The sequence below is a fragment of the Thioalkalivibrio sp. AKL9 genome (assembly GCF_000377825.1).
In the GTDB taxonomy this organism is placed as follows: domain Bacteria; phylum Pseudomonadota; class Gammaproteobacteria; order Ectothiorhodospirales; family Ectothiorhodospiraceae; genus Thioalkalivibrio; species Thioalkalivibrio versutus.
The window spans coordinates 17805-32196 of the sequence record NZ_KB905105.1; the positions used below are offsets into that span (position 1 = coordinate 17805).

Below are 14392 nucleotides of genomic sequence, written 5' to 3' on the forward strand. Positions count from 1 at the left end.
AATTACCGCGGCCCGACCCCGTTATGCGGCTCGCGCTGGTCTCGAGAGACTTCCACCCGAGTCAGCTCGGACCGCAGGCTGGAAGCGGGTACCTCGAAACGCTCGAGCGAAGCCCCCCAGCGCAGGTGCTCCGCAAAATCCACGTCAGTTAGCCGATAGGCCCGCCCGAATCGTTCGGTCGGCATCACCCGCTCGCCAACCTCAAGCTCGTTATCCAGCACGGCCAGAACCTGCATCAACGCGTCGCTCGTCGCGTCTCGAAATATGTAGCCCTCGCGGAAACCGAAAAGCTGACGGGCCTGCCCCTGGCTGCGCGCTTCCCAGATATCGACCGCCCGATCGACATACGCCCGGCGATGCACCGCATGCTTCGCCCGTTCCTTGGGGTCGGTCATCCCCTCCGCCTTCAGGCGATCCCGCAGCGCTTTCGTCTTCTCGCGGTGCACGAGCAACGTGCTGACCACCCCAAGGTTCTCCCAGTGGTGCCGGCCGATCAGTGGTGCCGGCCGATCTGATAGGCCCAGTCGGCAAAATATTTCCACGGATCCTGAATTTCTTGGGTCTTGGCCATCAGTACGTTTCCGGTATCAGGTGTTCCATGTGTTGGAGAAACGCCTCGACGGCCGCAGATGGCCGTACAAAACGCTTCGAGAGGTTCGGGCCGGCAATGGTCCAACGCTTCGGGCGGGGTGGATCAACACAGAGGACGTAGACCGGGTTCTTCCTTGGAGCACCGTTCTTCTTCGACTCATGCAGCCCCACACACCCCCCTTGCGGAATCACATGCCAAGGCGCGCGGGTTAGTCGAGATCCAATCACCAGGCCGGCTTCCTCAATCGCCACTTCCGGCCGCATACGGTCCAGCGGGTGAAGATCCGGGTCGTGCGACTCATCGGGAGACTTGAGCCACCCCGCATCAATGCTATCGAGCCCCAGCATCTGCTCACGTGGCCACAACTCCCCCGTTTTCACGCTCACCACGTCCGAGCGGATGTTCGACCCCCGAAAGCATCGGTGCTGATTGCGCAGAATCGACCACCCCTCCACGTACAGCACCGCGTCTTTCACGAACAGCCTCTTCGCCACCAGGTCCCGCTCGGTGATCGCGCCATGGGCGTCCTGGTACATGAAGCGTAATCGATGATCCCCCACCCACAAGTCCATTTTCGCCTCCGCACGAAACCTCGGCTCTACGCCCGAGCATGACCCGGATGTACGCCAGGGTCCACCTTCGGATTTTGAGTCGCCTTCGAGGATCAGACCTTGCCTTTTCCCTTCCAGAAAAGAACATCGGACTAGACGAGGCAACGATGGATCGATTGTGCATTCAGCGGGCCTGGCGCGCGAACGCTCCTGGCCGAACTTGGGCACCCCACCGTCCGAGCGTTGGAGGATCATTCATTCGGTACGAAACTCCCAGCGGGCGCGTTGCCTCGGGCGGCGAGGGCGCGCAGGATGATGGGTCTGTTTACGATTGGAGGGCTGTGCGTATGAAGACTTCGATCATTTTGACGGTGATTGGGCCGGACCGGCCAGGGCTGGTCAGCGCGGTGGCGGCGCGGGCGCGGGCGGCGGGCGGCAACTGGCTGGAGAGCCGCATGGCGCAGCTGGCCGGTCAGTTCGCCGGGGTCGTGCTGCTGGAGGCCGAGGCGGATGCCGCGGACCAGCTGGAGGCCGCACTGCGCGAGCTGGAGGGGGACGGTCTACAGGTCCAGATCCAGCGCGGGAGTGAGCTTCCGGCACCGCCCTGGCACCGGGTGATGCTCGATCTGGTCGGACACGACCGGCCGGGGATCGTGCAGGACATCACCGCCATCCTCTCGCGCCACGGCGTCAGCGTGGAAACCCTGGATACGGCCTGCAAGCCGGGCTCAATGACCGGCGAACCAATGTTCCACGCGCAGGCGCAACTCGGCGTCCCCGAGGACCTGGATCTGGACACCCTGCAGGACGCCCTCGAGGCACTGGCCAACGAACTGATGGTCGACCTCGAACTCCACGACCCGCAACACGAGCCGCCCGAGGCAGCCTGACCTGGAATCCGAGCAAGCTGGATCCCCCTCGCCCGTAACGAGCGCGCCGGAAAGCCGCATCAGGGGCGGCGCGGTGGCGACGAGCGGCGTCGAGGCGGCGGACGAAGTCTTGCATCAGGGTGGTATAGAGCGTCTCGCCGAGGACCTTGTCCTCGATGCCGGCGTCGAGGTTGGGGTTGTCGTTCACCTCGATCACCATTACGCCGCGCGGGGTCTGCTTGAGGTCGACCCCGTAGAGGCCGTCGCCGATCAAGTTGGCGGCCTTCACTGCCGTCTTGACCACCGCGGCGGGCACGTCCACAAGGGCCTGGGTGCGAAAGCCGCCTTCGCGCGGGCCGCCCTTGGCGTCGTGGTTGACGATCTGCCAGTGCTTGCGCGACATCAGGTATTGCGAGGCGTACAGCGGCTGGCGGTTGAGCACGCCGATGCGCCAGTCGAATTCGGTATAAACGAACTCCTGGGCCAGGATCAGATCGCTCTCCTTGAGCAGGCGCCAGGCGATGGATTCCAGCTCGCCGCGGGCGTTCGCCTTGAATACGCCGCGCGAGAAGCTGCCGTCCGGGATCTTGAGCACCACGGGATAGCCGATCGACTCCTCCGCGCGCAGGATGGTCTCGCGGTTGAGGATCACCGTCTTCGGTGTGGGCACGCGATGGGCGGCCAGGCGCTCGGCCAGGTAGACCTTGTTGGTACATCGCAGGATGGAGTCGGCATCGTCGATCACCACCATGCCCTCGGCCTCGGCCTTGCGCGCGAAGCGGTAGGTGTAGTGGTCGATCGCGGTGGTCTCGCGGATGAACAGGGCATCGAACTCCGCCAGCCGCGGCAGGTCGCGCGCCTGGATCAGCTCGACATCCATCCCCTGCTCCTGTCCAGCGCGGACGAAGCGCTTGAGCGTCGCCGGCGTGGACGGGGCCAGGGCCTCGTCCGGGTTGTGCAGGATAGCCAGCTCGTAGCGTGCGCTGCGGGCCTCGCGCCGGCGGCGCCAGGGCTTGGAGAGGTAGCGCTCCAGGGCGGCAAAGAAGGCCGGCTCCTGCTCGGGCTCGAGCGCGTTGAGCGCGAACGGGCGCAGGGCTTGGATCTGCCACCGCCCCTGCAGCCGGAACTCCACCCGGAACATCGGCGCGGGGAACAGGGCGAACAGCTGCCCGGCGATCTCCTGCAGCGCCGGCTCGGCGCACTGGCCGAACAGCACGGTCAGTTCCAGCCGTTCCGGATGCGTACCCTGGCGGCTGCGCCCCAGTACGCGCGCCACACGTTCATCCAGTTCTTCGGTGTCCAGGCTGTAGATCGACTTGCGCGACAGGTCCTGCAGGGTGCGCACGCTGGGGATCACCCGATGCCCGCGCGCCTCCGCCAGCAACGAGCCGTAGTAGCCCGCCGACAGGTAGCGCTGGCTACGGCACAGGTTGATCACCCGCAGGTTGGCCGGGTCGGCGGCGGCCGGGCCGCGCAGGTAGTCGTCGATGGCCATCACCGGCAGGTCGGGGAAGTGCGGCTTCCAGTCCGCCCGGCGCTCGACCAGGATGCGATGCTCAGGCATGCGCCACCCCTGGCGTCTTGCGTGGGCCGACGATCACCGCCGCCTGCAACCCCGCGCGCCCATAGCGCGCCATGCGCTCGAAGTCCGCGCGCGCGATCGGCATGTTGACCGAATCCAGCGCGCGCTCGCCCTGCTCGGTATCCACGAACGGGTCGTGCACGTAGACAAAACGCTCGTCGAACCCGGTCACCGTGACCCAGTGCGGGAAGCGTTCGGCATACAGCCGCACGCTGCTGATCAGCACCACCGGCACCCCGCCCTCGGCAGAACGTGCCGCCAGCTGGGCCACGTTCACCGGACCATGCACCACGGGCACGCCGAGTTGTTCCAGCTCCTCGATCATCTCTTCCTGCACCAGCTGCATGACTTCCTTTTTCTCCACGCTGCGCACCGAATCGGCAAACGCCACGCCACGATCGCGCACCAGCAGTTCCACCTCGAACCCGCGATGGGCGGCCGCCAGCGCCAGCCCGTAGGGCCCGCAACCGCCGTGGCCGGAGGTCATGAATATGGTGGTGGCGTCACGCCACAGGCGCAGCTCCAGGCGCCGGTCCAGCTTGAGTTCGGGGTCGATGGCGCGCATCGCCATCATCAGTGCGGCCGGGCCGCAGGTGAACTCCAGCGTCTGTGAGTAGTACGGCGCGCGCACCAGCGCCGGATCGGGACCGGGCGCCAGCGACTTCTGCAGCCGCAGCGCGTCCATGTGGTCTTCGTAGTAGTCGTCGAGGGTGCCAAAGTCACGGTACCCAAGCCCGCGGAACAGGGCCAGACTGGCGGCATTGTCCCGCCGCACCTCCAGGCGCAGGTCGGTCCGACCGTGCGCCCGCGCCGCGTCCTCCGCGGCCTCCACCAGGCGCCGCCCCAGCCCCTGCCCGCGCGCCCGCGCGCTAACCGCAATCGAGTACAGCCGCGCCAGCGACGTGCCCCGGCTGAACAGCAGCATCACGTAGCCCAGCAGGCCGCTACCGGTCGGGTCCTCCGCCACCAGCGTGGCCGCATGCCCGCGCGTCAACAGGTAACGAAACTGCCGCCGGGAGATACGGTCGATCTCGAACGACGCCTGCTCCAGCGCCACCAGCGCATCCAGGTCCTCCAGTATCGCCGGACGGATCAGGGGCGTTTCCGTAGCGGGCGCGACCCGTTGCTTGACCTGCTGGCTCACGCTCATCTCCCGGCGGCTGCCCGATCCCCATCGTACTCCACGGCCACGCACGGAGTGACGGCGAGCACCGAGAAAAAGACTACTCAGATCCAGCCGTTCTCACTGCCTGGAGCTGCGCGATGACCTGACGGATGCGCTGACGAACCTTGCGGTAGTCGATCTCCCCCCAGACCTGCAGCAACGGGATGAAGTCGGGATCATGGGAGGCTTCGACGAGATCCAGTAAGCGCCAGATCATCGACCGGTTGCGATCGCGCAGCATCTCCACCTCGAACGGCGGGCCACGCCGGGCGTTCTCGGCCAGCTGATCGAACAGCTCCCGAGCGCGAACCTCCCGCTCGATGGCCCAGCCGCGGTCCGTAAAGATCAGCAAGGGCAATCGGCCCTCGTACTCGATCGCCAGCCAGCCGTCCACAATGGCCCGATCGATCCGCGCGAGGGTCGCGTCTTCGGAAAGGGAGCGGTAGAAACCATGCGCGGGGTTGTCATCCAGGCCGAGTTCCAGGACCTTCTTCGCCCGTGATCCCTTCAATACCTTAGCCAACAGGTTCCGCCCACCGGATATGATCAGGTCGTCCGCCGCGCGGAGGATGGCGCGCAACTCCTCATCCGAGAGATCATCCGGGCAAGGACGCAGTTGCAAGGAGACGCGTTGACGGGAACGGCTCATGTCGCTACACCCTCGAGAGACGCCCCGCTTCTCACCGATCTCAACCGAGCACTTTCCAGGCCACGGCCTGATCGTAAAACACACTCTTGCGGACCTCGCGGGTGCGCTCGAACGGCAGGAGGGAATCGGGCTCGTCCGGGTCGTCGCGCTCTTCGATCAGGCCGAAGGGGTGAGCAAACCGCATGAAGGTTCGAAGGGACCAGACATTGCGCAGCACCTCCTGGGCGTTGAAGGGGCCGTCATACTCATATGCCTCGTCCAGCACCATCGGGAAGGCCCGCGCGAAGGCGTCGATGTAGAACGATACGGGGCGCCACTGATCGCCATAACGTGCAAGCAGATAAAGCGAAAACATCGCCCCCTGCTGGACGGTCGGAAGGGACGGATACCCGTCCTGGTAGGCCCAGTTGAACTCGCGGCTATGCCAGCGCAGCATTTCGCGATAGATCGCCGCCCAGTCCCCACGCTCCAGTTTCTGTTGCGTCGGGCGCACCAGTTGCAGGCGTCCGCGGTATTTCCGCCCAAGCCCGCTCATCTGCACCAGCAATCGGGTCACATGCAGTTCCGGGAAGTCATCCTCCTTGCGGCGCGACCCGGGGCGCCATTCCGGTTCCAGCCCCGCGGCTTCCACCGCGGCCCACGCATCTGCCACGACTCGAAGCGGGAGATTGCCTTTTGGAGTCAACGGGATGCCGTCCTCGGCACGAATGGCATCCGACAACACGCGGAACAGCACACTCATCACGGTGATCGGGCACTCCGCTACACCCTCGGCAAAACTCACCAGATCCGGATGCTCGAACGGCGAATAGAGAAGCGCCCCCATTTGCTCGGGCGACAGACCCGAGAAATCCTCCAGCGCCCGGGCGTTCACCTCGGCGACCGCCGCGGCATCCAGGTCGGCCCCGTCGTCAATGGGCCCCTGCCCCAAAGACCGTTCGATGGCCGCAACAATGGCGTTCACTGCATCCCCACGCGGTCGGTTCGAACCGGATTTCGCCATGGATGGATACCTCGCGACCGCAGATACTGCTCGGCAGTGTTTGAATCAACCTGGAAGACCGACCCTAAACCAGATCACCCCATCCAATCACCCTCCTGATCAGCAACGAGCGTCCGCCCGTCACGGGGGTCATCCGGACGAGGTACAAGGTCCGCACCGGGCCATTTTAATCCGGGCCATTCCGGGAACACCATCTCCCCCGGTCCTGTCATCCCGGCCGGAGCGAAGCGACGAGCCGGGATCTTCCCCGTCAGTGCAACCCCACCGCAGAGACCCCGGATACCCGCTACGCAGTTTCCGGGATTACAAGGCAGGAGGCGCGGTACAACCCCCTTCAGCCGCCGGGCGCTGTACAACCGGGCCCGTACGGTACCGGGTCTGGTGGACGCTTGATGCCAATCAGGATCATCCATCCTTGCCTCGCGAATCACTCAGCGCCGCGGCCAGCCCGCCCAGACCCCGTATCGTGGTCGTGGGCGCCCCACCCCAGGGGTCGAACAGCCTCTGCGCCGACCGGTCGAGCCAGGCCGTGCGCATACCCGCGGCCTGCGCGCCGATCACGTCGAACGGGTTACCCGAGATCAGCCAGGCATCCGCCGGCAAGACATTCGCCCGCTGCAGGAAATGTCGATAGACCCGTGGATCGGGCTTGAAACAGCCGATCTCGTCCACGCTGACGACACCCTCGAAGCGATCCTCAAGCCCGGCGTGGCGCAGCAACCCACTCACCGTCTCTGCCGTCCCGTTGGAAAACGCGAACAGGCGGTACCCGTCCGCGCGCAGGCGATCCAGGGCCGGAGCCGCATCGGTAAAGGCGGGGAGCTGACGATAGCGCTGCAACAGCTCCGCCTCCTGGTCCTGGTCGAGCGCGATACCCAGCGCCTCGCAGCAGTACCGCAACGCCTGCTCGGTACACGTATCGAAGTCCGCATACGCTCCCATCAATCCGCGCCGGAAGGTGTACTCCAGCTGCTTCTCGCGCCAGGCACGCGCCAGCACCGGCGCCCGCTCGCCGATCCAGCCCTCCAGCATCGCCGCGATCCCCTGCGTATCAATCAGCGTCCCGTACACATCGAACGCCAGTGTAGTCTGTCGCATGGATCCCCCCTTCCTCCGGTCGCGAGCATGGCGCATCCCGTCCACCAGATGGCAGTTCTGGACATCGCTGCCTGGCGGCGAAACACTGCGCGTGTCGAGTTCAATTGTCGGGAAATATCCATGACCATGCAGGAGACCATTACCCGGAAGCTGGAGGAACGCTTTGCGCCCGAGCATCTGGAGGTGGTGAACGAGAGCCACATGCACAACGTGCCTCCGGGTTCGGAGTCGCACTTCAAGGTAACCGTGGTATCCGAGGCCTTTCGCAACCAGAAGCTGATCGCGCGGCACCGGCTGGTGAACCAGGCCCTGGCCGACGAGCTGGCCGGCGGCATCCACGCCCTGGCGCTGCACACCCTGGACCCGGACCAGTGGTTCGAGCGCGCCGGAAAGGTCGCGGATTCCCCGCCCTGCATGGGCGGCGACGGCGGCGCGAAGGCCTGAGGTCTTGTCGGTCACTGCCACCCCCACGGCCCACTCGGCCGTGGACGCCATTCTGCGCGCGCGGCTGGAATCCCCCGGGCTGATGGACCTGCTCGGCCAGATCGAGGCGAGCCTGAACGCGGCGGCCTCGCACCCGCCGCTCGCGGGTGTCTCCGAGCACCTGGGCCCGGACCGCCATATCGTACTCTGGCTCATCGACGGCTTTGCCGCCCGTTACCGCCGCCACACGCCGCTGTTGGGCGCGGACCACGTGACCGATCTGGAGACTGTGTTTCCCAGCACTACGGCCACCGCGATCACCAGCATCCTGACCGGCCGCCACCCCGCACGGCATGGCCTGCTCGGCTGGCATACCCGCCTGGCGGCCGCCGAACGCACCCTTACGGTCCTGATGGGCCAGGAGCGCGGCGCCGACGACCACCCGGCCACGCTCGGCTACCGCGAGCTGACCGGCCGCGTGCAGCCCGACCGCCTGGGCGACCGGCTTGACTGCGGCATGACCTTCATCGGCCCGGAATGGATCGGCGGCACACCCTACAACCGCATGATGAGCCGCGGCGCCGACTTCATCGGCTTCGAGGACCTCTCCGAGCTGCCGACGCGGGTGGCCGCGCATGTGAACGCGACGCCGGGCCCCCACTTCACCTACGTCTACTGGTCGGAGCTGGACCATCTGGGCCACGAATACGGCCCGGACAGCCCGGAGGTGGAGCGCCACCTGAAACAGCTGGACCTGGCCTACACCGCCACCTGCGCGCAGATCCAGCGCCCCGAGAGCGTGTTCCTGACCACCGCCGACCACGGCATGCGCACGGTCGAACGCCGCCTGGACCTCCGCGAGCATCCAGCGGTACAGGCCTGCCTGCGCCACCGTCTGACCGGCGAGCCACGCGCCGCCCTCGCCCACATCCGAACCGGACAGCACGCTGACTTCCTGCAGGCACTGGAGCGGGCGTTCGGTGACGATGTCCTGGCCATCCCGCAGGCCGAGTGGCTGGGCCACGGGACCCTCGGCCCCGAGCCGCAACACCCGGAACTGCGCGCGCGGGCCGGCGACTACCTGCTGCTGCCGGTCGAGGACGCCTACCTGGTGGACCCGCCGGCCGACGACGAGGGGCCGTTCTTCATTGGCGCCCACGGCGGCCTGTCCCCGGAGGAACGGCATATTCCCCTGTTTCTTCGGAATATCGGCCAGTCGCGGTAAACTGCCGGGTTCTGTGTCAGTCAAACCGACTGGCGCTGGCTAAACAAGACTGTCCCGAGACCCCATGAACGACACCACCGACCAGACCTACAACAACGCCGCCCAGCACCTGATCGAGCTGGCCAACCGCCTGGCGGATGACGGCCAGGCCGACGAGACCGGTGATGTTGCCGACGGCCTGCTGGCCGGTGCGATCCACTTCTGGCTGTACAGCCGCCAACCGTGCGGCGACCCGTTGTGCGAGGACTGCGCCCCGTTCGCGGATGCCGAGAGCCGGCTGGCCATGCTGCACGAACTGATCGACGAGCTGGCGCGCGACAGCGACTACTTCCATTCCACCACCGACAGCACCGTCGGCCACGCCTGACCCGCCAGCTCGGGGCCCCAGCCGATGCCGGTCACGCCCTTTCGCCCCGCGACCGACACCTGGTTTCGCGAGGCCTTCGAGCAGGCCACTCCCATCCAGTCCCGCGGCTGGCCCGCGATCCGGGCCAGCCACCACTGTCTGCTGATCGCTCCGACCGGTAGCGGCAAGACCCTTGCCGCGTTCCTGAGTGCAATCGACCGCCTGACCGGCGAGCCGGCCCCGGAACCCCGCACCGGCTACTCGGTGCTCTACATCTCGCCCCTGAAGGCACTGGCCACCGACATCGAGCGCAACCTGCGCGCCCCGCTGACCGGCATCACGCGGACCGCCGCGCGCCTGGGCGACCAGTCGGCCCGCGAACCCGTGGTGCACATCCGCACCGGCGACACCCCGCAGGCCGAGCGCCGCGCCCAGGCGCGCGAACCCGGCGACATCCTGGTGACCACGCCGGAGTCGCTCTACCTGCTGCTGGGCTCGAAGGCCGCGGAGAACCTCGAATCCGTCCATACGGTGATCATCGACGAGGTGCACGCCCTGGCCGCCAACAAACGGGGTGCGCACCTGGCCCTGTCGCTGGAACGCCTGGCCGAGCGCTGCGGCGAGGACCCGCAACGCATCGGACTGTCCGCGACCGTGCATCCAGTGGAGGTCGCGCGCGGCTTCCTCGGCGGCGACCGCGAGGTGGAGGTTATCGACGCCGCCGAGGCCCCACGCCTGGATCTCGAGATCCTCGCCCCGGAGGAGCCGCCAGCGGCACACGCACCTCCCACCCTCGAAGCGTCCGAAGGCGCGGACACCATCCCGTCCGGCTCCATCCTCGGCGCGGTCTACGGCCAGGGCACCGGACCACTCCCGGCCACGGGCGGCGACCGTGCCGCGCGCCTGGAGCCGCGCCTGCTGGCGGCGATCCTGGAACACCGCTCGACCATCGTGTTCGTCAACAGCCGCGGGCTGTGCGAGCGCCTGGTCCAGCGCATCAACGACGCCTGGCGCGAACAGCATCCCGAGGACGCCAAAAAGCCCGAAGACCTGGTCGCCGCTCACCACGGCAGCGTCTCCCACGAGCGCCGCGCGGAGATCGAGGGGCGACTGAAGACCGGGCGCCTGCGCGGCATCGTCGCCACCAGCTCGCTGGAACTGGGCATCGACATGGGTGCGGTGGACCTGGTGATCATGGTCGAATCGCCCGGCTCGGTTGCCCGCGGTCTGCAACGCGCCGGACGCGCCGGGCACGGGGTCGGCCAGGTCTCGCGCTCGCTGCTGCTGCCGCGCTTTCGCGGCGACCTGCTGGAATGCGCGGTGATTGGCGAGCGCATGCAGGTCGGCGCGCTGGAACCGATCCATGCCCCGCACAACCCGCTGGACGTGCTCGCCCAGCAGCTCGTCGCGATGGTCTGCGAACGCCCGCGCACGGTGGACGAGCTGCACGCGCTGATACGCCGCGCCGCACCCTGGCGCGAGCTGTCGCGCCCGCTGTTGGAGGCGACCCTGGATATGCTCTCCGGCCACTACCCCAGCACCGACTTCGCCGACCTGCGCCCGTGGCTCGCCTGGGACCGCGCCCGCGACGAGCTGACCCCGCGCCGGGGCGCGGCGCTGGCCGCGCGCCTGAACGCCGGCACCATCCCCGACCGCGGCCTGTACGGCGTGCATGTCGGCGAGGGCGGCCCGCGCATCGGCGAGCTGGACGAGGAGATGGTGTTCGAGCTGAAGACCGGCGAGAACGTGACCCTGGGCGCCAGCACCTGGCACGTGGAGGCGATCACCCGCGACCGCGTGCTGGTCTCCCCCGCCCCCGGCGAGGTCGGCAAGCTGCCCTTCTGGCATGGCGACGGCCCCGGCCGGCCGATCGAACTCGGGCGCGCAATCGGCGCAGCGACCGAACGCCTCGCGCGCATGGACCGCGCCGAACGCGCGACCTGGCTCAAGGAGCATGCCCCGCTGTCGGAGGCGGCGGTCGAGACCCTCGGCGACTACATCGACGAACAGCGCGAGGCCACCGGGCAGCTCCCGTCGGACAAGCGCATCGTGGTCGAGCGCTTCCGCGACGAGGTCGGCGACTGGCGCGTGTGCATCCTGACCCCGTTCGGCGCCCGCGTGCACGCCCCCTGGGCGCTGGCCCTGCAGGGGGCGCTGACCAGCACCTCCGGCTTCGAGGTACAGGTGATGTACACCGACGACGGCATCGTGCTGCGACTCGCGGACAGCGAGGACCTGCCGGAGCTGGACAGCCTGTTCCCCGACCCGGAGGAACTGGAGGAGACGGTCACTCGCGAGCTGGGGAACTCCACCCTGTTCGCCAGCGCCTTCCGCGAGAACGCGGCCCGCGCCCTGCTTCTGGTGCGCAACCGCCCGGGCCAGCGCACGCCGCTGTGGGCCCAGCGCCTGAAGTCGCAGCAGCTGCTCGCCTCGGTGCGCGAATACGCGAGCTTCCCCGTGGTGCTGGAGACCTACCGCCAGGTGCTGGCCGACGTGTTCGATCTGGACGCCCTGCGCGAGATCCTGCGCGGGGTGCAGGAGCACCACATCCGCGTGCACGAGGTGGAAACGCCACGGGCCTCGCCGTTCGCGCGCAGCCTGGTATTCGCCTACGTCGCCGCCTACATCTACGAGCAGGACGCGCCGATGGCCGAGCGCAAGGCGCAGGCGCTCACACTCGATCGCGGGATGCTGGCCGAGCTGCTGGGCCAGGCCGAGCTGCGCGAGCTGATTGACCCCGATGCCCTGGCCGAGCTGGAGGCCGAACTGGCGCACACCACGGAGGCCACACAGGTCCGCGACGCCGACGAACTGCATGACCTGCTGCGCCGGCGCGGCGACCTGACGCGGGAGGAGATCGAAGCCGCAGCGGCCGAAGACCCCGCACCCTGGCTACAGACCCTGGCCGACGGGCTGCGTGCGGTCGAGGTCCGGGTCGCCGGCGAGCCGCGCTGGATCGCCGCCGAGGACGCGGCCCTCTTTCGCGACGCGCTCGGGGTCGTGCCACCACCCGGCCTGCCCGCCGGCTTCCTCGAGCCGCCGCAACGCCCGCTGGAACAGCTGCTGCGCCGCTACGCCCGCACGCATGGGCCATTCCGCGTCGAGGACCTGGGCGTTCGCTACGGCCTCGCGCCCGGCGCGCTGCTTCCGGCGCTGGGGACGCTAGAGGGTGCCGGCGTGCTGCTGCGCGGCGAGATCCGCCCGCAGGGCCAGGGCGAGGACTGGTGCGAGCTGGACATCCTGCGCCGGCTGAAGCGCCGCACCCTGGCCCGCCTGCGCGACGAGGCGGCTGCGGTGGACGCCCGCGCGCTGGGCCGCTTCCTGCCCGCCTGGCAGGGCCTGAGCGAGCCCGGGTCGGGCATCGGCACCCTGCGCGAAGTGCTCACGCAGCTCGAAGGCGTCGCCCTGCCCTGGTCGGCCTGGACCACCCATGTGCTGCCGATGCGGGTGCGCGACTTCTCGCTGGACGCGCTGGACCGCATCACCGCGTCCGGCGAGTTCGTCTGGGTGGGCAGTGGCGCGCTGGGCCCGCGTGACGGGCGCATCCGCTTCCTGCGCCGCGAACAGGCGATGGTGCTGCTGGAGCCGGACACACCCGAGGCGGAGACACCGGCCCGCGACGACCCACTGGCCGAAGCCATCCTGGAGACGCTGGACCGGCGCGGCGCCTGCTTCTACATGGAGCTGGAACGCGCAGCGCGCGAGGCGCAGCCGGACGCCCGCCAGGACATGATCGAGGCCGCGATCTGGGATCGGGTCTGGGCCGGACAGATCACCAACGACACCTTTGCCCCGCTGCGCAGCCTGGGCCAGCGTAAGCCCAGCTCGCGCGGCCGGCGGCGCCCGGGCCAGGGCCTGGCCGGCGGGCGCTGGTCCCGGGTGGCCGACCTGATCGATCCCGGCGTGTCGCTGACGGAACGCGCTCGCGAACAGGCCGAGAACCTGCTGGCACGCTACGGCGTGGTCAGCCGCGAGATGGCGCGCGCCGAGGGGCTGCCGGGCGGCTTCGGCCGCGTGTACCCCGTCTACCGTGCGATGGAGGACGCCGGCAAGCTGCGCCGCGGCCACTTCGTCGAGGGCCTGACCGGCGCCCAGTTCGCACGCGCCGGTGCGGTGGACCGCCTGCGCGCGCTGGAACGCACGGCCGACGCCACCCCCGAGCCGCAGTGGCTGGCCAGCGTCGACCCGGCCAACCCCTGGGGCCAGCTCCTGCCCTGGCCACAGCCGCCGGAGGCCGCCGAGGGCCGCCTGCGCCGCGTGGCCGGGGCCCTGGTCGCGCTGGCCGGCGGCCAGCCGCTGCTCTATCTCGCCGCCTCCGGCCGCCAGCTGTTCGTCTGGGAGGCGATCCCCGGCATCGACACCGCGGAGGAACACGCCGCCCTGGTGACCGACGCCATCCGCCAGCTCGCCGGCAGCCGCTGGCTGCCCAAACGCCGCGGCATCACCATCGAGAGCATCAACGGCGAACCCGCCCGCCAGTCCCCGTTTACGGAGGCCCTGCGCGCTGGCGGTGCCATGGGCGAGGTCCGCGGTCTGCGTCTGGAACTGCCCGCCGGTCGCCGCTGAGACGCCGCACCGGGAAAGAGCCAGGAAAGGCTCTTCACCACAGAGGGCACGGGAGGAGACGGAGAAATGCGCAGGGCTGTCAGGGGGTACCGCCGCTCTTGCGCACCGGCCCGGCAGCGCCCCCTTGTCATCCCGGAAACTGCGCAGCGGTTATCCGGGAGCTCCGCGGTGTGATCCGGCCGAACGTGGAGGGCAGGATTTACGTCGGAGATCCCGGCTCTTCGCTGCGCTGCGGCCGGGGCGACCTCCGGTTTTCCGAGGTTGGGACAGGGTGAGCGAAAACCGGACCTGGTGCCCCGCCTTCACCCGATCTCGCCGCGTCT

General features: G+C 68.5%; 11 protein-coding genes and 1 pseudogene. 5 read left to right on the forward strand and 7 right to left on the reverse strand.

Going from position 1 to position 14392, the window contains the following annotated elements:
• Positions 1 to 2: 2 nt before the first annotated feature.
• Positions 3 to 464 carry a hypothetical protein gene (locus tag D573_RS0103995; protein WP_018938186.1) on the reverse strand — a complete coding sequence of 154 codons (462 nt, stop codon included), beginning with the start codon at positions 462 to 464 and terminating at the stop codon, positions 3 to 5.
• A gap of 106 nt (positions 465 to 570) precedes the next feature.
• Positions 571 to 1164: a WYL domain-containing protein gene (locus D573_RS0104000; RefSeq protein WP_018938187.1), complete on the reverse strand. Its 594-nt coding sequence runs from the start codon at positions 1162 to 1164 to the stop codon at positions 571 to 573.
• A gap of 326 nt (positions 1165 to 1490) precedes the next feature.
• Here D573_RS0104000 and D573_RS14795 point away from each other — a divergent pair, with 326 nt between their 5' ends.
• Positions 1491 to 2033 (forward strand): glycine cleavage system protein R, encoded by a 543-nt coding sequence (locus D573_RS14795; protein ID WP_018952148.1) that lies wholly within the window; start codon positions 1491 to 1493, stop codon positions 2031 to 2033.
• 61 nt (positions 2034 to 2094) lie between these two features.
• Here D573_RS14795 and D573_RS0104010 read toward each other — a convergent pair.
• From D573_RS0104010 to D573_RS0104030, 5 genes and pseudogenes are all read right to left on the reverse strand, one after another.
• Positions 2095 to 3576: pseudogene (locus tag D573_RS0104010) on the reverse strand (RimK family protein); the annotation flags it as partial.
• A complete protein-coding gene (locus tag D573_RS0104015) occupies positions 3569 to 4738 on the reverse strand; it encodes a GNAT family N-acetyltransferase/peptidase C39 family protein (RefSeq protein WP_026287944.1) in 1170 nt (389 codons plus the stop codon). The pseudogene D573_RS0104010 and the gene D573_RS0104015, both read right to left, overlap by 8 nt.
• Positions 4739 to 4817: 79 nt before the next feature.
• Positions 4818 to 5408: an RQC-minor-1 family DNA-binding protein gene (locus D573_RS0104020; RefSeq protein WP_018938190.1), complete on the reverse strand. Its 591-nt coding sequence runs from the start codon at positions 5406 to 5408 to the stop codon at positions 4818 to 4820.
• Positions 5409 to 5448: 40 nt separating this feature from the next.
• A complete protein-coding gene (locus D573_RS0104025) occupies positions 5449 to 6372 on the reverse strand; it encodes a hypothetical protein (protein WP_196800514.1) in 924 nt (307 codons plus the stop codon).
• Between the two features lie 444 nt (positions 6373 to 6816).
• Positions 6817 to 7509, reverse strand: a complete 693-nt coding sequence (locus D573_RS0104030; RefSeq protein WP_018938192.1) for a haloacid dehalogenase type II — start codon at positions 7507 to 7509, stop codon at positions 6817 to 6819.
• Between the two features lie 120 nt (positions 7510 to 7629).
• On the opposite strand from D573_RS0104030, the gene D573_RS0104035 reads away from it, so the two are divergent.
• The 4 genes from D573_RS0104035 to D573_RS0104050 all read left to right on the forward strand — a co-directional run bounded on the left by D573_RS0104035 (position 7630) and on the right by D573_RS0104050 (position 14069).
• Positions 7630 to 7953: a BolA family transcriptional regulator gene (locus D573_RS0104035; RefSeq protein WP_018938193.1), complete on the forward strand. Its 324-nt coding sequence runs from the start codon at positions 7630 to 7632 to the stop codon at positions 7951 to 7953.
• Between the two features lie 4 nt (positions 7954 to 7957).
• On the forward strand, positions 7958 to 9157 hold the full coding sequence (locus tag D573_RS0104040) for an alkaline phosphatase family protein (protein WP_018938194.1): 1200 nt from the start codon (positions 7958 to 7960) through the stop codon (positions 9155 to 9157).
• Positions 9158 to 9221: 64 nt separating this feature from the next.
• Positions 9222 to 9524 (forward strand): hypothetical protein, encoded by a 303-nt coding sequence (locus D573_RS0104045; RefSeq protein ID WP_018144508.1) that lies wholly within the window; start codon positions 9222 to 9224, stop codon positions 9522 to 9524.
• Between the two features lie 24 nt (positions 9525 to 9548).
• Positions 9549 to 14069, forward strand: coding sequence for a DEAD/DEAH box helicase (locus D573_RS0104050; protein ID WP_018938195.1), 4521 nt, complete (start codon positions 9549 to 9551; stop codon positions 14067 to 14069).
• Positions 14070 to 14392 lie beyond the last annotated feature (323 nt).

What these genes read in the sequence shown, in the direction of transcription:
- D573_RS0104020 (WP_018938190.1), bottom strand. Translation starts at nt 5,408, where the DNA reads ATGAGCCGTTCCCGTCAACGCGTCTCCTTGCAACTGCGTCCTTGCCCG.
- D573_RS0104030 (WP_018938192.1), bottom strand. Translation starts at nt 7,509, where the DNA reads ATGCGACAGACTACACTGGCGTTCGATGTGTACGGGACGCTGATTGAT.
- D573_RS14795 (WP_018952148.1), top strand. Translation starts at nt 1,491, where the DNA reads ATGAAGACTTCGATCATTTTGACGGTGATTGGGCCGGACCGGCCAGGG.
- D573_RS0104050 (WP_018938195.1), top strand. Translation starts at nt 9,549, where the DNA reads ATGCCGGTCACGCCCTTTCGCCCCGCGACCGACACCTGGTTTCGCGAG.
- D573_RS0104045 (WP_018144508.1), top strand. Translation starts at nt 9,222, where the DNA reads ATGAACGACACCACCGACCAGACCTACAACAACGCCGCCCAGCACCTG.
- D573_RS0104000 (WP_018938187.1), bottom strand. Translation starts at nt 1,164, where the DNA reads ATGGACTTGTGGGTGGGGGATCATCGATTACGCTTCATGTACCAGGAC.
- D573_RS0104035 (WP_018938193.1), top strand. Translation starts at nt 7,630, where the DNA reads ATGACCATGCAGGAGACCATTACCCGGAAGCTGGAGGAACGCTTTGCG.